Origin of the sequence: Staphylococcus felis, assembly GCF_003012915.1 — a bacterium.
Lineage (GTDB): Bacteria > Bacillota > Bacilli > Staphylococcales > Staphylococcaceae > Staphylococcus > Staphylococcus felis.
Genome location: NZ_CP027770.1, coordinates 1,148,424 through 1,167,739, shown reverse-complemented (window position 1 = coordinate 1,167,739; position 19,316 = coordinate 1,148,424). Strand labels below are relative to the sequence as shown.

Sequence of the window (19,316 nt, the reverse complement as noted above, 5' to 3'; positions counted from 1 at the left end):
CTTGTTATTCAAAAGCCTTTACACACCCTGCCAGATCAATCTCTTCATCTCTTTTGAAATAACTCACATAAAATTTAAATTAAACATATGTCATATTTTACTAAAAAACAAACTATCTTGCACGGAACTTTTTTGAAATATTTTATTCACTCTATTTTTCACATTAATTATCGTGTTGAATAATCAACTTACAACTATGATAGACAAACACTTCACTTTCAATACAAAAAACTCATTTTCAAACATGAACTTTTCACATACTTGAAAATGAGCCCTATCGTTTTAAGACTTAAGATTCTATTGTTTTGCGTATTTGTTTGAGTACTTTACGAGATTCTACTATTGGATACAACGGAAAAGAGGTCACCATATCTTTATATTCATAAAAATGAATCGGTTGCTGTTCAGCATTAAAATATTCGACTAATTTATACATATCTGGATAAAAGATATCATGTGTGCCACCAAACATATAAACTGGCGGCAATCCTCTTAAACTACCATACATAGGTGATACTTTGGGGTCTTTACTTTCTAAATCATCCGCCCATATTCTCGCAATTGACTGCAAACTAAAGACGTTATGAACAGGGTCACTTTTTTGGACTTGCTCTGTAATATCAGGGTTTGACAACGATAAATCAAGCCACGGTGAAATTAGATATACTTTACCAGGTAGAGGAAGCTCACCATTTTTAATAAGAGATTGTGTAAAACTAAGCGCCATATTCCCACCAGAAGCATCCCCCATAATAATAATGTTAGACGCTTCAGTTTCTTTTAATAAACGTCTATAAACACGTTCAATCGCATCATGCGTATCTCGATAAGTGTAATCAGGTGCCTTGGGATAAATCGGTAAAACTACCTCATGTAACGTTTCATAGGCCAGTTTGTCCATAAATCGCCAATGGAATGATGACGGTTGTAGTACAAATGTGCCTCCGTAAATATATAGGATTTTATTTTTAATATGATGACCAAAATTAAATCGAAAGACTTGCATATCATCAAAACTATCCTTAACTAAATTGGATTTCACATTAATTTGTTCTGGTTGCTTATGTTTTTCTTTATTTAATTGTCGACGCCTTTCTAAAAAGTCATCAATTTCATTTTGAGAGTTAAATTTAATGTGACGTTGATGCGATAAATAACGTCCCATTAGATGACTCATGACATTTCGTTTCAAAGTTATCCCTCACTTTGCCTATGGTTTCTTTAATATCCTTATTATAATATGTTTTAGTCTTGAATGCTTTCATAAATTTTAGATAATTGCTTTTCAAATCGATCAAAATCAATAAAGCGCCCCTCACGATGCATTTCTTTGCCATTAAAAAAGATAATATCAACAGGTACTGTAAATATAGATAGCGCCCCTGCCACATCCGGAACTTCATCTGCATCTACAATACCAAAAGCGACACCTGAATACTGTTTGAGCATCTCTTCTATTTTTGGAAAAACTGCATGACAAACACTACAATTTTGACGCGATATTTGGATGACCGCTAACTGATGTGTTTCTATGAAAGTCTTCATTTCTGAAACAGTTGCTAATTGTTTTACCATGGTTAAAATGCTCCTCTCACTTATATTTTATATGTAAAATGTCTATGAAAATGATTAAACATATAATATAATCACCATATCAACTCTTTTTCATTCTATCATTTGAATGAATGCCCCATTATCACTGGGCTATCGAACGATGTGTATACAGTTAACTCAAAAAAATCAATATCACACAAACTGTCGCTGTGTCACATTTCGTTTATGATTTATTTTTATTATTTCAGAATTCAACACGCACAACAAACAATATAATCCGGATAACCTTATGAAAGGAGATATGTATGGATTCTTCTCAGCAACAACGCCCTCAATTTGAACAGCAATTTGATCACGATACTGTTCATCGCAGTAAACGCTACGGCAAAAAGAAGCGTTCTTGGATTAGTTTTATTTTAACATTTATTGCACTCGTACTTACTGCTATTGCTGCATATAGTATGTATACTGAAACACTTTTTAAGATGGTCTTTTTGGATCAAAATGTTACATATAATCAGTTCAAAGTTTTTACTGAACAACTAAGCCATCAAAACTTTATCGATTTATCCAGTTTTGAAGAACGGCTAAATCAGCTTTTATTAGTACTCAATGCTTTTTTTATTTTATGTTTTATTAACATTGTTTTTGCTATTTTAACACTTGTATTTAATCGTACTATTATAAAGATGATAAATGTTTTAATTGCTGGGTTATTATTAATAATACCAATCGGCTTTTTATACATCATTAGACAAGTCGCTTCTCGTATGTCAACAGAGCTCTCTCAACTTTTAGGCCAAGTTGATCCAACGGCAATTCTTGTTGAGTCAAGCGCTATCCATAATTCGATTATTTTTATGGCGATTGCAACAGGTCTTTATTTCATCACCTTGTTCTTTCGTAACCGAAGACCTAAAGTAAAATAAAACAATATTTTAACGCGTCAACTTGTTCTTTTGAAACACCGACAAATCGTGTCCTAATCTCATGGAAATTCAATTCACACTCTTAAAAAACGAACAACTCGACAAATTGAGTGCTCAGTTTGTCGAGTTGTTTAGTTCCATTAAGAATCTGGCTTATTATTGTACTGGTATAGACCATGTCTCAAGGTTTTCTGCCATATCCCAAAACATATATTCATAATAACTTGTGTAGACAACAATCTCTTCAAGTTCATTTAATTGCGATTCAGATTTACCTTCTGCAACACGATTCATGATTTCCATCACATCTTCTTTAAATGTTGCGAACTCTTCCGAACTATACATTTGAATCCACTCCCCATAAAAAGAATGGTCTCGTGCACCTTCAATTTGATTTAGTGCTTCACCAATATAATGATAACTCCATGTACAAGTGAGTACTGCAGCAATTACATGCTCGATACCGCCACGTTGCGCTAAATTAAGCATATAACTTGTATAAGCTGTTGTAGTACTTGAAGGTTGGGTCTTTTCAAGTTCATCATGCGTAATCCCAAACTGAGCTGCATAGTTACGATGCAGATTCATTTCCGTATGCAAGGTACCGTGAACAAGGTTTCCAAACATTGTCATCATATTAAGATCAGTTGATTTAGCTGCACCAATTGAAAATAAACGCGCATATTCAATAAGATAAATATAATCTTGCTTAAGCCAATGTTTAAATTTTTCTTGATCCAAGTCACCATTTCCGATTCCTTTTACAAAAGGGTGATCCAAATAGCTATCCCAAATCGGTTGTACCCTTTTAAATAATCGATCTGTAAATTGAGCCATAACACCTTCCTCCTTTGATACTATTAACATGCCATTATTCTTAAGAACATGCAAGGCATCAAGGTGTAATATCTGTTTCTTTTTGTTTCAAAATCTTAGCATTCATGAATGATTGATAGATATCATCTAAATCTTTAGCATTAAATTCTAAATTTTGATGAATACGCCATTGATTCATCGATATAATCGTCGAAGCATAAATATAACTAAACAGTTCAATAGGGAAAACTTCTTTAAAAATGAGTTCATCTCTTTTACTATGTATTTCGTCTGAAAATGATTGTGAAAATAATGTCATGGCAACATCATAAAATAAGGGATCCTCTTTTTGAACTTTCAGCACTCTAATCATTTGTGGTGTGAAAGTTTGCTCAATACTCGTAAAAGGGGTTTCTATACGTGTATCAAACTCTATATCAAAAAAGGGGCGAGTCAATACATTACAAGTATACTGTAGCAAATCGTACTTATCTTTGAAATGTTTATAAAATGTTGTACGATGAACTTTAGCTCGTGTACAAATTTGATTAATTGTAATTTTAGTTAGTAAATCTGTTTCAAGTAACTCTATAAATGCATGTGTCAATTTCGAAAGTGTTTTCTGAATCCGTAAATCTGCTTTGCTCATACAATTAAAATTCACCTTTCCTAAAAATGGTGATCAGACTAAGTTGATGCATACTATTAAACTCGCTTTATTATAATCTATTTCTAAATTCATTTACAATATATATTTAAAATTTGTTGTTAATGATTTGGCACAAATAACATCTATACTATTTTTAATTGTTATAAATCATATTGCATCTCTATTGTCGAATGATAACTTCATCTATTATCCTACAATGACTCACTACCATTTTTCATTATGAAACAATCTACACTATGCTTGGTTACATAAAAGTAGAAGGCTAATATATTTCAGTAATCGAAAAACAGGCTGGGATATAAATATCTCGAAGTTTTCTTATAATGAGATGATTCATTCAATGATACGAAAGTGTCTTTTTAAAAGTATTTTAATGTAAAATGACATGTATATCACGTAGTAGTGTTGGCGAGACGCCTGAGGGAATAGGATGAGCGTCGAGTAAAACAAAGAAAAGCGTAGAGATTCAATCATCTCTACGCTATTATTGTGGGATTGATGTCCCAGCCTCTTCCATATTTTGTTATTCACCATCGTAATCCACAATCTTGAACTGATCTTTATCCGCTTCACCTCTAACCGTATATTGTCTTCTTACAATCCGATGTTGATTTGCTTCTTTTTCAACAGTGACATAGTATAGTCCATCGCTTTCTTGAACATTAATAACCTCTGGATTTTTAAAATCTAGGTCCTTTTCTCTTTCAATATCTTGTTTCAACGTAATAAATTTATGATTTTGACCATTTAAATAATTAGCCACTTGACTATAGTCTTTATGCTTTGAGGCATTCCCAAGGGCTCCTATATAGTCTTTAATAAAGTCACTTAATTGATTAACAACATCTTTTTCTTGTGATTTGTTGAAACGTTCAATAGCTTTATCATCAAATGTCAATTTGACGTTATTTTTGGATTGTATGTCGTCTTTCTTAATCACTTGCGTATTTGTTTTGAATGTTTTTCCATTAGTTTGACCCACTGCATAAACGTTTAAATCACGACTTAACGGAAAAGGACCATAGTTTTTATTTTTGCCGTAGTCTAATTTTTCATCATTAATGACGACTTTTATAGATTTATCTTCTAAACCTTCTGTATTTTTGAGGTTGGCTTGAATCGTTGCCTGTTCAAAATCTTCCGTCACCTTTACGACATTACTTTTACTTTCTGATGTGTTGAATTTGAGGTGCCCATGATACGTGCCCCTATCCGTTGTTTTAACAACTTCAATACTATATTTTCCCGGGATAAAGTTGCCCAGTGAAACTGCTTGATTTTGATCCGCAATTATTTTTTTCTGATAGCCGTCTGAATTAAATTCATATTTTGATCTTACATTAGGTTTAACTTCTGCCTGTTTGGTAGGCGCTTGAAAACCTAAGTTATTAAAAATCAAATATCGACGGCCATTTTTACTAATTCTCAATACATTTTGATTGTTGGCTGTTTTAACATATGCTGCAATCGCAGTCTCTTGTTCTAAATTAGCAACCGTTTTATTAACCTTTCGTTCAAACGATGCCATCCCAATTTCCGACTTGATAAATTGAATGTATGTGTCTGCTTCGTTAGGACCAACTTTATTATCTTTCGAACTTAAAATATTAGATAGTCTTGACGTATCATTTTTATCTATCGCATTGATAAGTATTTGGGCTTGAGCTTCAGGTGAATTATAATTTTTCAGTAATAAAAAAAGAATAATGAGTAAGATAATGATAAAACCTATAATCCCTATAGGTATCATTTTTTTAATTGGCCATTGTTTTGAGTGATGTGCGCTAGCTTTCCTTTTTTCATTCATATCTGAACTGTTAGAGTTTGATGAATTGATAGAATAAGAAATCTGCAATTGACAATTTTGACAATATGCATTGTGATTGCTTATTTGATGACACCGTGGGCATTCTGTCACGATTACACCCCCTTCTACTGTCATTTGATATTTAGATGTGTTCAAGTTTCATTCTAGTTTAAATTGAACTAAGTCTCATCATTCGTAAGTTGGATATGTATCGTTATAGCTGCTTCAATTGAGAGGCCACACGTTGATCAATTTTTTCAAGAACATGGCGTGTTTCTGAGAGTTGATCAATCGGAATATCCGAAAGCATTTTTGTTGCTAAACTTGCAATTAAATGACGTGATGCATGGACATAATGACGTCCACTTTCAGTTAATGCAATATATTTCAAACGTTTATCATGTTCGTAAGTCATATTGACCCATTTCACTAAATTTAGTTCTACTAATTTTTTGACGCGGCGACTGACAGCAGCTTTATTAACACCTTGACGCATTGTGATTTCTGTTAATGTTAAAGCATTGTCACGCGAGAGCATTAGTAAAACACTTGATTGTTCATTTGAGATATTATATTGTTCTCGCAAATCTCTCAATAACCCTGTTGTTAATGCATTGATGTTGGTCATGAACTCACCCATAAATGCGATATGTTCGTTCATCATTTGGGAATTAGATTGAGTCATCAATTATCACCTACCTTTGGAATATTCATTTTATAATATCAACTCCTAAAACAGAAGAAAAATACCATTTTTGACGCAAAAATTTAACGTTTATAGTATGCTAAGTATAACTATTGTAAAGGATGGCTGTCATTAGCTCATGTGGATAATTTTAACATTAATTTATATCATTTTAATATTATCATTAAAACTTTTTTCTAGATTTTTTCTTCATATAAATACTTTTTACATTTTAATGAGTATCAATATGGTGATTGTCATATGCTTAGTATTTTCATTTGACTGGCTCTTAACAACGATAGTACCTATGATTTTGATTTTTATCGTATTGGTGATTCAATTTTTTAGACAACTTAGGTTATCTCAACACTTGCCTTTTCTAGTATCGTTACTATATTATGGCTTATCAGTTGTTGCACTCGTAATAGGAAGTATGATAATCGCATCATTAATGCCAACTATACTTTCGATTCCTTTTACTTTACTTTTGTCATTAGGCCTCGTTTTTATTTTGTCTTGGATTCACTATCTTTATATGACCGCCCTATTCCTAGTGACGCCACCACCGTATGACAATGCAACGCTTCTTATTTTAGGTGCAGGCATTTATACAGAGGATGTTACACCTATGCTTAAGCAACGACTAGATCGTGCCCTACAATTTGCAAGGTCTTGTCAAACATCCAGCTACTTTGTAGTGAGTGGCGGACAAGGACCTGATGAACCTATTTCTGAAGCGTTGGCTATGAAACGTTATCTCATCAGTCAAGGTATTCCACCTTCTCACATTTCGATGGAGGATCAGTCTACAAATACGTATACCAATATGCAGTATTCTAAACGATATATCAAGTTATACCCAAATCCTGTTGTTATCATTACAAGCGAGTTTCATCTGCTCCGTGCTTTAAGACTTGCACAACGTCACCGCATCCAAACATCTGGATATGGCGCACCTTCTCCTATTCAGTTTCGAGCAAAGTCTTTAATTCATGACTACTGTGGTTTATTATTTCAATATCCTATGACTTGGTTGATTTTTAGCATTATCATAATTATTTTACAACTATAGTAATTGTACAATATATTTCTCATACCAAAAAAGTTGGGATATAGCGCCCAAAATAAATAGCGCTAAGATGATTTTTAATAAGGAAAAACTTCGAGATTTTTCGTAAATTCTTACGAAAACCTCGAAGTTTTTCAATTACTGAGATACTCCCCATTTCTATAGTATTTGACATTATTCAGTCGTTAATTGTCCTTCATTTAAATAGAATATTTGATCTGCATAATCAAATAAACGCTCATCATGCGTCACCATTATCCCAATCGTTTTTTCATCTCTTACTTGTTTTTTTATCATTTCAACGACTTCTGTTGCACGTTTGGCATCTAGACTCGCTGTTGGTTCATCTGCCAATAATAATTGAGGCTTGTTCATCCACGCTCTCATAATAGCGACACGTTGTTTTTCTCCTCCAGATAGCATATGTGGATATGCATTAATACGATGACTGAGCCCAATCCGATTCAATAAATCCAATGCACGTTGTTCTGCTTCTTTTTTTGACATTCCAGCTTCTCGGCCTACTAAAATCAGTTGATCTTTCACTTTTAGATAAGGTAACAAATAAGAGGCTTGAAAAATAAATCCAATATCTTTGAGTCGCTTATCCGTTAATGCTTTATTTTGTAACCGACTTAAATCATGATCCCCTAATATCACTTGACCTTCAGTAGGTGTTAGTAATCCCCCAATAATCGTGAGTAGCGTTGATTTACCTGATCCTGATGCGCCATTTAAAATAATAAACTCACCCGGTTTGATTTCAAAGTTAATATCTTTTAATACATCCGTTTTAGCGTCACCTTTACCAAAAGATTTGTATAGATTTCGAATGACTAAACTCATACATTTTTGCCCCCAATCGCTTCTATCGGATCAATTTTGAATACACGAACTAATGACAATAGTGCGCCTATGATTGCTACTACAATGAAAATCACAACGACAAACAACATGATTTGACTCGTGATATGAAATGGCATTGTAACTGGTAGCATCATAGAAAGTCCTACAATAAGACCTAATGACAGCAATACACCTATCATTGTGACAAAAAGAATTTGAAACATTAATGCGCCCAATAAATGGCTTGTTTTAATTCCAATCGCTTTTAAAATACCAATTTCTGAAGTTTTTTGAATCGTCATCACATAGAAAAATGCGGTTAACACAATAGCTGTAATGACAAACAAGCTCACAATCATCATTGTTAATGGCGCTTGTTCTGCTTGATAACTAGGTATTGCATTTGTCAGATCTTCTTTTGTGACAACTTCAACATCATCAATTGCCTTAATATCTTGAATTGTTTGCTTGCTTACATTATTTAAAAAGTAAAGTGACGTTGCCGCATGATCTTTTGTGATGTCATTTAGACCTTGATTATTGACCATAGCGATGTTTGTATGTGAATACATCGCATCATCAAAAAAGCCTACTATTTTTAGAGTTTTATCTTGATCTTTAATCGTAATCTGATCCCCTATTTTAAGACCTTCTCCTTTTAATTTACTATTCAATGTGACTTCCTGATTATTTGACGGCAAATGTCCTTCTTGCAATGATGGACGTTCTCCTTTAGGAATAGTCGCAAATATTAAATCTCCATTTTGATGATGGTATTCTGCTGTTGCCATGCTCAATTTAAGAGGGGTTTTATCAATCAATTGTTCTATGTTTTTTGCTTGTTGTTCACCGATGTTTGATTTTTCTAATTGCTGGTCTACACCTTTTTGAATCACAAATTGTTCAGATTTGAACGCATCAAGTAGCGAAATATTCTCACGTGCCAATCCTTGAGCTAGTCCAGTAATGAACAATACCATGCTTGCAAGTAACACAACGATAAATGTAATTAATAAATATTTAAATTTATAAAATTTCAATTCATTTAACGCAATTTTCATCACTCATAACTCCCTTGTTCTATAATTGTATCTTTATCATAAGGTAGCTATATGAACTGAATATGAACAAAATTGCACTGTGCTAAAATAGACTATGTTAAGATAAATCTAATCATTAGAGAAAAAGAGGTGTACAATCATGTCTGTAAGATGTCTTATCGTTGATGATGATCCGGATATCCTCGACTATGTATCGTCTCGTATTTCAAAAGAAGGCTATCAAGCCATTACACAACAAAGTGGAGAGGATGCATTAGCCTATCTAGAACACTATGATATTGATATTGCAATAGTTGATATTATGATGAACGGGATGGATGGTTTCGAATTATGTCAGACTTTGAAGTACGATTATGAATATCCGGTAATTATGTTGACTGCACGTGATGCATTAAGTGACAAAGAACGTGCTTTTTTAGCTGGAACAGATGATTATGTTACTAAGCCTTTTGAAGTGGCTGAGTTAATCTTTCGTATTAAAGCTGTTCTAAGGCGCTATCAAATTCAGACTTCAACACATTTACAATTAGGGAATGTCATCATTGATCAATCTAAATTAGAAGTCATTGTAGGCAATAAAGGGATGATTTTACCGAATAAGGAGTTTGAACTTTTGAGTCTTTTGTTATCCTATCCTAAACAAGCGTTCGAACGAGAGAGTCTGATTGAAAAAATTTGGGGATTTGATTATGAAGGTGATGAACGGACTGTTGACGTTCATATTAAGAGGTTACGTACACGTTTAAAAAAATTAGGCGCTACCATTCATATCGACACGATACGTGGTGTAGGATACAAGGTGACTGATGATGTTTAAAACACTCTATTCAAGATTCGCTATTTATACCATTACCGTAATGATTTTAAGTGCTATCATCAGTTTTTTAATTACGAATGTCTATTATCATTTTGAACTCAAAGCACAAAATGATGCTAAAGTAATGCAAACATTACAGCATGCCAAATCATACAAAGATGCAGAACAACAAAACGATTTTGAGGAATACATGCGCTTATTAGGTGGATTGAATTTTCAAGTTATTGTGTTTGATGAGTCCTATCATGAATCCCATTACGGTCATGCGTTTCGAAAAAATAACTTAAGCAAGTCAGCTATTGACCAAGTTTTAGCAGGTAAAGACTATCACGGTATTCGAAGTCGTCCTTTCAATCTCTTCATTACAGGTTTTTTCGATAATGAAACACGTAATACAGTTGGTACTCAATTTATTACAGATAATGGCAGTTATGCTGTATTTATGCGCCCTGATATTGGTCATGCGTTCGGTGAGTTTCGGATCTTTTTGGTTGTTTTAATCACTTTACTCATTATGATTTCCATTGCACTTGTGATTTGGTCAACTTATACTTTAGTGAAGCCAGTGCAACAACTCAAACTCGCAACTAGTCGCATGATGGATAGTGATTTTGAGACTCCTATTACTGTTACAAGACGTGATGAAATTGGTGCACTTCAACAGCACTTTGATACTATGCGCATAAAGCTCAAACAACTTGATAATATGCGCCAACACTTCGTTCAAAATGTTTCGCATGAGATGAAGACACCTTTAACACATATTCATCATCTACTCACACAACTTCAACAAGAGCGTATACCATCGCGACAATCAGACTATATTCAACGTATTTATGATGAAACACATCGCCTTAGTCAATTAACAAGGCAACTCTTATTATTATCTGAACTTGATAATGATACACACTTAAAATTTGAAGATACCGTTCGCCTCGATTATCTCATCCAAGATATTTTAAAGAATGAAGCCTACATGTTAGATCAAAAAGAGCATGTTGTAGTTTACGAACTCAAACCTATGACATACATTGGGAATGAACGTTTATTAACCCAAGCCATCGAGAACATTATTCGAAATGCGATAAAATATACCGAAAAGTATGGCATGATTGATATTCAATTGTATGATGAAAACAATGATATCATCATCTCAATAGAAGATGATGGTCCAGGAATGACACCAGAAACGATGCAACATATATTTGATCGTTTCTATAAACAAAGTTCCTATTCAGATAGTAATGGACTAGGCCTTGCGATTTCTCGTTCAATCATAGAACGACATCACGGTACAATTAGAGTAGCTAGCACACTTGATGAAGGAACAACATTTACAATCGTATTACCTAAAACTTAGTAGATAGCTTTCTCGATGAGGCTGGAACATAAATATCGGCTCTCAGTCAAATTGGATTGGTCGCATTAAATTAAGGCGTTATGCAATAATGGATTGCTTAACGCCTTTTTCGTTGTGTGATCATAAAGTCTTGAACATTAATGCCTCTTTTAATACAACATAAATCAGTAAAATTGAGTTGGTAAAACATACTTTATAACTTAGGGGTGTGAATAAATATAGCAAATTTGATTGATTCCTAAGCCGAGACTTCTGAGGTGCCTAGAAAAGCGAGGCTTTATGGAACAATCAAATAAATGAAATTATTTATACACCAGTCCGATTTACTATAGAATCTAAATATCTCAGTAATCGAAAAACTTCGAGATTTTCGTACGAATTCATGAAAAATCTCGAAGTTTTTCCTTTAATTAAATGATACGAAAGTATTTTGTTTTTAAAGTATAACAGTGCGTTATGACATGCACAAACGACGTATTGATGACGTGACTCTTGAGGGAATAGGACTACTCGAAGACTACAGGCTGAGGCTGTGTTCCTCAGAAAGCGAAGTCCTATCATACAAAGTTTTATCATAAAAAGAAAGCTAAGATGCAGTTTTATAATTTATTTACAAAATGGGCTTCTGTTTTAGCTTTAACTTCATCTAACGTAGCACCTTCTTGTAATTCGATAAGATGCATCTCTCCATCAACAAAATCAAACACTGCTAAGTCTGTAATCAATCGTGAAACAACTCCTGCCCCCGTTAAAGGTAGGTTGCATTGTGTTTTTATTTTAGGCTCTCCAGCTTTATTAGTATGGTACATGATTACAACTACTTTTTTCGCCCCAACAACTAAGTCCATTGCTCCTCCCATTCCTTTAACACGCTTTCCCGGTATCATATAATTGGCTAAGTCTCCCTTTTCAGAAACTTCCATTCCCCCTAATATAGCTAAATCAATATGCCCTCCTCGTATCATATTAAATGACATCGCACTATCAAAGTAACTCGCACCAGGGACAACTGTTATTGTCTCTTTGCCTGCGTTAATTAAATCTGAATCGACTTCATGCTCTCTTGGATAAGGTCCGATTCCTAGCAATCCATTTTCAGATTGAAAGTAAACGTTCTCGATTGAGTCCGGGAGAGCATCGGCTACTAATGTTGGTAAACCAATGCCCAAATTCACATACATCCCGCTTTTAATCTCCAATGCCGCACGCTTTACTAATACCTTATTGCTCATGCATGATCCTCCTTTACTGTTTGCTTTTCGATTCGTTTTTTAAAATGGGAGCCTTTATATATATAATCAATATAAATACCAGGTAAATGCACGTGATCTGGATTGATTTCTCCTACTTCCACGATAGTCTCCACTTCCACGACCGTAGTCTTTGCTGCCATAGCACATAAAGGATTAAAATTTCTTGCCGTTTTATTAAAAATAAGATTCCCTGAACGATCCGCAATATCTGCTTTAACAATCGCAAAGTCTCCTTGAATGGCTTCTTCTAATAAATACGCTTTCCCATTAAACACGCGCACTTCTTTCCCTGAAGCAACTTCTGTTCCTACGCCCGTTGCTGTATAAAAAGCGGGAATACCTGCCCCTCCTGCACGCAACTTTTCTGCAAGAGTTCCTTGTGGTGTCAACTGTACATCAAGTTCACCCGATAAAAATTGTTCCTCGAATATTTTGTTTTCACCTACATATGAACTGACCATCTGATCAATTTGTTTATTTTTTAATAAAATCCCTAAGCCAAAATCATCCACACCACAATTATTACTCACAACTTTCAAATGCTTTGTTCCTTTATCTTTTATCATCTGTATGCAATGTTCTGGAATGCCACACAACCCGAATCCCCCTGCTAAAATGGTCATGCCATCTTCCAATTTATCAAATGCTTGTTCTAAATCTTCAATCACTTTACCCATATTTTCACCCCTTATAATGTGTAACTATAGTTGCGATACCTTGTCCACCACCGATACACAATGCTGCTAATCCTTGACGCATTTCATTAGACAATTGATGTAACAATGTGACTAGTATTCTTGCTCCAGAAGCACCTATCGGATGTCCTAAAGCAATCGCACCTCCCTTAGGATTTAAACGTTCTGAGGGAATACGTAATTCTTGACTAACCGCTAAAGATTGGGCTGCAAATGCTTCATTTAGCTCAAACACATCAATATCACTAATGTTTAATTCTGCATGTGACAATGCTTTTTGAATCGCAGGGATTGGACCAATTCCCATCACTTTTGGATCTACTCCCGCTGTTGTAATACATTCAATTACAGCTAAAGGCTTTATCCCAAGTGAATTTGCTTTCTCTTCAGTCATCACTAACATCATTGCTGCACCATCATTAATACTTGACGCATTACCTGCAGTTACAGAACCATCGCGTTGAAATACAGGGTTTAGTTTTTGTAACTTTTCTAACGTTATTCCTTTACGAACCCCTCCATCCTGATTAATGTATTCCGACTTCTCTTTAGCTCTGGAAACCTCAACTGGAACAATTTCCTCCTTGAATGCACCAGTTTGATTAGACAAACTCGCCTTTTTCTGTGATTCCAGTGCAAATTTGTCTTGTTCTATACGGGAGACATTATAGTGCGCTGCTACATTCTCGGCTGTTATACCCATATGATAATGATGAAAAGCATCTGTTAAGCCGTCACTTATCATACTATCTATCAGCGTCTGATTACCCATTTTAAAACCAAAGCGCCCCGTAGTCATCAATAGTGGGGATTGAGACATATTCTCCATGCCTCCTGCTAAAACGACTTCTTGGTCTCCAGTAATAATAGATTGATATGCCAATTGAATCGCCTTCAAGCCAGACCCACACACCTTATTCACTGTAAAAGCAGGAACATTATAGGGAAGCCCTCCCTTAACAGCAGCAATACGCGCTGGATTCTGCCCTTGTCCTGCTTGTAATACATTGCCAATAATAACTTCATCTATTTTCTCTACAAGAGATGGATGTCTTTGAATGATATGTTGGATAAGCGTTGCGCCTAAGTCTGTTGCTCGCACATCTTTAAAAGCACCACCTAAAGATCCTATAGGTGTGCGAAATGCTTCTGCTAATATTACACGCACACTGAATTCCTCCTTTAATTAAGTTGTAAAAAGAGCAGAAATGAATATCATTTCTGCTTATTTCCAAAATTTTCTAACTTTTATTTTTGTATATCAATCCATGCTCTCAATTTCGACCCAACTATATTGGTAATCTTCGTCTTCCATATATCTTGAGCTTTCAATCACATGCAATGGTTTGAATGTATCAATCATGACTGCAAGTTCTTCAGTTTTTTCAGCCCCAATACTTTCTTCAATTTTACCTGGATGAGGACCATGTGGAATCCCTCCCGGATGTAATGTAATCGAGCCTTCACGAACGCCTTTTCGACTCATAAATTCACCATCCACATAATATAACACTTCATCACTTTCAATATTACTATGATAATATGGTGCTGGAATTGAGTCAGGATGATAGTCAAACAACCTCGGTACAAATGAACATACTACAAAGTTATGACCTTCAAACGTTTGGTGTACCGGTGGGGGTTGGTGAATACGGCCTGTTATCGGCTCATGATCTAGAATATAAAAACGCCAAGGATATATATTACCATCCCAACCTACAACATCTAATGGATGATGTTTAAAGTAATGTTTATGCATTTGTCCGTGCTTACGTGTTAATACTTCAAACTCTCCTCTTTCATCATGCGTCTCTAATTCATCAGGCCCAAAAAAGTCGCGTTCACAAAATGGACTATGTTCAAGGTATTGACCTAGCTCATTTCGATAACGTTTCGGCGTTGTAATCCAACTCGTCGTTTCGATTACCAAAAACTTTGTTTTAACCCCTTGATCTGGTACGATACGATAAATGGTGCCAATAGGGATTTTGATGTATTCCCAATCTTTATAAAAAATTGTACCGAAAGTTGTTTCAATTTTACCTGAGCCATAATGAACAAATAATAACTCGTCACCATCTGAATTTCGATAAAAGTAGTCCATAGGCTTAGTCGGCTCTGCTATACCTATAATTAAATCATCATTTCCTAAAATATATTCCCTACTTTGAATGGCATCGCCACCGTCCACTTTAGATATATCTGTAAAAAAGGCACGTGGTCTTAATTCAGTTTGTGTTTCGTATTCTGGACTAAATTTCCCAACATATTCTGATTTAAAAAATTCGGTTGGCGCATTATGGTGATACAATATTGATTGGACTCCTACAAAACCTTTCATTCCCATGAGCTGCTCTTTATACAAACTTCCGTCTGATTTTTTAAATACAGTATGTCTTTTGTGCGGTAAGACACCACGGTGTTGATAAAACGTCATATTTATCCACTCCTTTATTTAGATATTTTGATGGGCTGGTAAAATTTTACCTACCACTTCTCCAAATCCGATACGATAATTTTCACCTTGCGCGTATGCTTTTAAAGTTAACGTGTCACCATCTTCTAACCAACTTCGCTTAACATTATTAACTCTAATTGGATTTTCACCACGCCATGTAATTTCCATCAAGCTACCACGTTCATTTTGATTTTTACCACTAATTGTCCCAGTAGCAAGGAGGTCTCCAGTTTTTAAGTTACAACCTGTAATCGTATGGTGTGCTACCATTTGAGCAATACTCCAGTAAGTAGAGTTATAATTTGTTTGCGCAATTTGAACTTCCTTCTCATTATCAGGCTGTAAATAAGTTTCAAGTGTTAAATTATAACTACTTTTAGTTGATGTATCTTTTAAATAATCAAATGGCTCAGGAATCTGTGTAGGACCTTCTGTTTTAAATGTTTCTAGTGCTTCAAGTGTGACTACCCATGGCGAAATAGAGGTTGCAAAATTTTTAGCCAAAAATGGACCAAGCGGTTGATATTCCCAAGCTTGTATATCTCGTGCACTCCAATCATTGACAATGACCATACCGAAAACATGGTTCTTTGCCTCATTAACATTAATCGGTGATTGTAATTGATTGCCATAACCCATAATAAATCCCATTTCATATTCAAAATCCAACTGTTTGGATGGACCGAATATTGGCTGCTCAACCTCCTTAGGCTTCGTTTGTCCTAATGGTCTTCTTACATCTGTACCACTCATAACTATTGAACTCGCACGTCCATGGTAGCCAACTGGCAATGAGGTCCAATTAGGCATTAACGCATTATCCTTACCACGAAACATTGTCCCTACATGAGTGGCATGGTTCTTAGATGCGTAAAAATCAGTATAATCTCCAATTGAAATAGGGACGTGATTGGTGATGATACTTCTCGGAATCAACACCTCTTCTTTCAAACTACTATCTGATTGAATCGTATCGTTATCTATTGATAGTAATGATTGCAATGTTTTTCGAACTTGATGCCAAACATCATTTTTTAACGCTAAAAATGGATTAAGCACCCCTTGATTAAAGATATTTTGAGCACCATTTAAAGCTTCCGTCAAAAAACCTTTGGCCTCTAATAACGTGATATCAAGTACATACTCGCCAATTGCTACACCAATATGCTTAGTTGATTGTGTTTCAGTCGTAAATACCCCGTAAGGTAGATTTTGTATAGGAAAATCTGATTCTTGATCTACTTCTATAAATGATTTCATGATAAGGTCCCCTTTCTTTTCAATACTTCAATTAATTCTTGTGTTGGTGTATTGAAGCTACAACTTCCAAAACTGTTCAGATATTTGTCTCTCATATCAGCGAAATCTTCTGCTGTCATTTCATATTCTTTCCAACCTATATGCTCTTTTGTAAATACAAACGCTTCTTCAGACTCTTCTTCGATAATCGACGTAATCGTTGCTAAATCAAGCTGAAAATGCTTAGCTAATGCACTAGCAATAAATACGTTAAGGTGTCCATGCATTTTGTCTTCAATTTCGTCACGATACATACGAACTGGATGATGCAAACCGGCTGTAAACTTTATTGTCAAATCATGTTGCATCGCTTGTTGAATGAAATAAGCCACTTTTTCCGAGGAAGGTACTAATTCTCGATTCTCATTCCCTGTTCGTAATTTAATATGAAATGGTCGTTCTATTCTTTGATTATATTCAACTACTGCCTCCATCGTACGAACAACAAAATCTTCAAATTCAACTACATTCATGACAGGGATCTCACAAAACACTTGAACATCCAATTGTGTTGAAACATTGTATAATTCATCTAAAAACAGCTTACTAGGTACTTCCTTGGCAAATGGATATTCTAACGCAACAATTTCTAACCATTCTGCATTGTCTTCAGCAAACTGATATGTTTTAAGGTGAGTTTGCTTTAAAGCCTTGATGCTTGAAAAATTATCCTGTGATGGCTTGCCAGTCACTGAAAGCTTCAGTTTATAATTTGAATCGAACAACTTTTGATACTCTAATAGCTGCTCTAATTGGCTAACAGGTATGACAAACGTACTCAATTTCCAAGATTCATCTGAACGAATATATTCGGCGTAGTTATGAATAGCTTGTTCAAGTGGCAATTGAGTAGGCGGAAATAAGCCCGCATAATCAATCAATTGGTTTTCAAATACTTTAAAAACATGTGCCAACATTCTCATCTCCTTCGTTAATGAATACAAAAAAGCCAGTAACCTGATTACGAGACTAAAACAAAATTTGACTTATGTTTTAGTTTGGTAATGGTTACTGGCTCCTTATTTGCTTATAAACAAACTTTTGGTTCGTTCCGACAAATAAACCAGTTCAATTTGTATTGAAATCGCTTACAATTATGCCACACATTTGTCACAAATGCAAATCATTTTAATGATTGAATGTTATTTTATGCTTTTTGCAGTGTTCATAGTACCTTTCAAAACATGCATTTAAGGACTGTATTAGCGCTTTTTGTTCAGTTGCAACATAGTGTTTTTCAATGATTTTTGAAATGGGCTCTAATCCATCTGTCACTTTATAATTCTTAATGAGTGTTGTAATAAACTCATTAGTTAAAGGTAATAAATAGTTAAATGATGCATCAACAATCGTGTGATTATTTGTATTAACTTTTAATACGCTGGCAATATATTTATGTACTTCGTATAATGGCGTTCCTTTTGGTAAATGTGCAAAACCAACAACAATAAGATATACTTGATCCTCTTGACGCATAAATTTATCCCCCCTTTAATGACGACATATTCCATTTTTATCATAAATGATGTGCCTTCATGCAATTCGGTAAAAAACAGACTCCTTGATTACGTTTCAATTTTTATTAAATCCCCTTTGAAGATGATTTCAATATCAGATTACAACGTTATTCTAGATTCTGTTTTTATATATTTACCATTTTTAATCCCCTTATGCCAATTATTATGATTTTAAATAAGCGCTATATTTTAATTCAAAAGCAGTTTAACGACCGATTTGTCAGTATTTTCGAATATTTTTAAAAATTTTATTTGCACCAGAATATAACTTGTGCTAGCATTGAAAACGATTACAAAATTAAATACGCATCCCTAAATTGAGAAAAATATATTCAACTCAGCCTTCACTGTAAAAATTCAGGTGTAGTGTTAATATTTTACTCAAATACTGGCTTATGCGCGGAGGTTTTCCTAAAGATTACTTCGTTAGCGCTTAATTACTAGTAGTTAACTTATTGAATGGCTTTATTTTGTCATTTA

General features: G+C 34.6%; 19 protein-coding genes. 4 read left to right on the top strand and 15 right to left on the bottom strand.

Annotation, left to right across the window (positions count from 1 at the left end; genetic code table 11):
* Nucleotides 1–289: 289 nt before the first annotated feature.
* Nucleotides 290–1,192, bottom strand: a complete 903-nt coding sequence (locus tag C7J90_RS05305) for an alpha/beta hydrolase fold domain-containing protein (RefSeq protein ID WP_103210086.1) — start codon at nucleotides 1,190–1,192, stop codon at nucleotides 290–292.
* Between the two features lie 53 nt (nucleotides 1,193–1,245).
* Entirely contained in the window at nucleotides 1,246–1,575 is a 330-nt protein-coding gene (locus tag C7J90_RS05300) for a thioredoxin family protein (RefSeq protein ID WP_103210088.1), read from the bottom strand.
* 284 nt (nucleotides 1,576–1,859) lie between these two features.
* Between C7J90_RS05300 and C7J90_RS05295 the strand changes: the two genes are divergently transcribed.
* Nucleotides 1,860–2,483, top strand: a complete 624-nt coding sequence (locus C7J90_RS05295) for a hypothetical protein (RefSeq protein WP_103210090.1) — start codon at nucleotides 1,860–1,862, stop codon at nucleotides 2,481–2,483.
* 156 nt (nucleotides 2,484–2,639) lie between these two features.
* Here C7J90_RS05295 and tenA read toward each other — a convergent pair whose 3' ends face one another.
* From tenA to tcaR, 4 genes are all read right to left on the bottom strand, one after another.
* The gene (tenA, locus tag C7J90_RS05290; RefSeq protein WP_103210092.1) at nucleotides 2,640–3,320 is read right to left on the bottom strand and encodes a thiaminase II; all 681 of its coding nucleotides are present in this window, start codon (nucleotides 3,318–3,320) and stop codon (nucleotides 2,640–2,642) included.
* Nucleotides 3,321–3,378: 58 nt separating this feature from the next.
* Entirely contained in the window at nucleotides 3,379–3,948 is a 570-nt protein-coding gene (locus tag C7J90_RS05285) for a TetR/AcrR family transcriptional regulator (RefSeq protein WP_103210094.1), read from the bottom strand.
* A gap of 544 nt (nucleotides 3,949–4,492) precedes the next feature.
* Nucleotides 4,493–5,887: a membrane-associated protein TcaA gene (gene tcaA, locus C7J90_RS05280; protein WP_232618869.1), complete on the bottom strand. Its 1,395-nt coding sequence runs from the start codon at nucleotides 5,885–5,887 to the stop codon at nucleotides 4,493–4,495.
* Nucleotides 5,888–5,990: 103 nt separating this feature from the next.
* Nucleotides 5,991–6,461, bottom strand: coding sequence for a MarR family transcriptional regulator TcaR (gene tcaR, locus C7J90_RS05275; protein WP_103210096.1), 471 nt, complete (start codon nucleotides 6,459–6,461; stop codon nucleotides 5,991–5,993).
* A gap of 247 nt (nucleotides 6,462–6,708) precedes the next feature.
* Between tcaR and C7J90_RS05270 the strand changes: the two genes are divergently transcribed.
* A complete protein-coding gene (locus C7J90_RS05270; RefSeq protein WP_169929218.1) occupies nucleotides 6,709–7,533 on the top strand; it encodes a YdcF family protein in 825 nt (274 codons plus the stop codon).
* 171 nt (nucleotides 7,534–7,704) lie between these two features.
* Here the strand turns inward: C7J90_RS05270 and C7J90_RS05265 are convergent, their stop codons facing one another.
* Nucleotides 7,705–8,376 carry an ABC transporter ATP-binding protein gene (locus C7J90_RS05265; protein ID WP_103210098.1) on the bottom strand — a complete coding sequence of 224 codons (672 nt, stop codon included), beginning with the start codon at nucleotides 8,374–8,376 and terminating at the stop codon, nucleotides 7,705–7,707.
* Nucleotides 8,373–9,437 carry an ABC transporter permease gene (locus C7J90_RS05260; RefSeq protein ID WP_103210100.1) on the bottom strand — a complete coding sequence of 355 codons (1,065 nt, stop codon included), beginning with the start codon at nucleotides 9,435–9,437 and terminating at the stop codon, nucleotides 8,373–8,375. The genes C7J90_RS05265 and C7J90_RS05260 overlap by 4 nt, the downstream gene beginning before the upstream one ends.
* A gap of 139 nt (nucleotides 9,438–9,576) precedes the next feature.
* Between C7J90_RS05260 and C7J90_RS05255 the strand changes: the two genes are divergently transcribed.
* The gene (locus C7J90_RS05255; protein ID WP_103210102.1) at nucleotides 9,577–10,254 is read left to right on the top strand and encodes a response regulator transcription factor; all 678 of its coding nucleotides are present in this window, start codon (nucleotides 9,577–9,579) and stop codon (nucleotides 10,252–10,254) included.
* Entirely contained in the window at nucleotides 10,247–11,614 is a 1,368-nt protein-coding gene (locus tag C7J90_RS05250; RefSeq protein WP_103210104.1) for a sensor histidine kinase, read from the top strand. Before C7J90_RS05255 ends, C7J90_RS05250 begins: the two co-directional genes overlap by 8 nt.
* Before the next feature lie 599 nt (nucleotides 11,615–12,213).
* Here C7J90_RS05250 and C7J90_RS05245 read toward each other — a convergent pair.
* The 7 genes from C7J90_RS05245 to C7J90_RS05215 form a co-directional block, all read right to left on the bottom strand.
* Nucleotides 12,214–12,846, bottom strand: coding sequence for a 3-oxoacid CoA-transferase subunit B (locus tag C7J90_RS05245; protein WP_103210105.1), 633 nt, complete (start codon nucleotides 12,844–12,846; stop codon nucleotides 12,214–12,216).
* Nucleotides 12,843–13,544 carry a CoA transferase subunit A gene (locus C7J90_RS05240; protein ID WP_103210107.1) on the bottom strand — a complete coding sequence of 234 codons (702 nt, stop codon included), beginning with the start codon at nucleotides 13,542–13,544 and terminating at the stop codon, nucleotides 12,843–12,845. The genes C7J90_RS05245 and C7J90_RS05240 overlap by 4 nt, the downstream gene beginning before the upstream one ends.
* A 4-nt stretch (nucleotides 13,545–13,548) precedes the next feature.
* Nucleotides 13,549–14,730 carry an acetyl-CoA C-acetyltransferase gene (locus tag C7J90_RS05235; protein WP_103210109.1) on the bottom strand — a complete coding sequence of 394 codons (1,182 nt, stop codon included), beginning with the start codon at nucleotides 14,728–14,730 and terminating at the stop codon, nucleotides 13,549–13,551.
* A gap of 93 nt (nucleotides 14,731–14,823) precedes the next feature.
* A complete protein-coding gene (locus tag C7J90_RS05230; protein ID WP_103210111.1) occupies nucleotides 14,824–15,999 on the bottom strand; it encodes a homogentisate 1,2-dioxygenase in 1,176 nt (391 codons plus the stop codon).
* 18 nt (nucleotides 16,000–16,017) lie between these two features.
* A complete protein-coding gene (gene fahA / locus C7J90_RS05225) occupies nucleotides 16,018–17,280 on the bottom strand; it encodes a fumarylacetoacetase (protein WP_103210113.1) in 1,263 nt (420 codons plus the stop codon).
* Complete coding sequence (locus C7J90_RS05220; RefSeq protein WP_142379858.1) at nucleotides 17,277–18,233, bottom strand: hypothetical protein; 957 nt, start codon at nucleotides 18,231–18,233, stop codon at nucleotides 17,277–17,279. The genes fahA and C7J90_RS05220 overlap by 4 nt, the downstream gene beginning before the upstream one ends.
* Before the next feature lie 214 nt (nucleotides 18,234–18,447).
* Nucleotides 18,448–18,795: a DUF3870 domain-containing protein gene (locus C7J90_RS05215; RefSeq protein ID WP_103210117.1), complete on the bottom strand. Its 348-nt coding sequence runs from the start codon at nucleotides 18,793–18,795 to the stop codon at nucleotides 18,448–18,450.
* Nucleotides 18,796–19,316 lie beyond the last annotated feature (521 nt).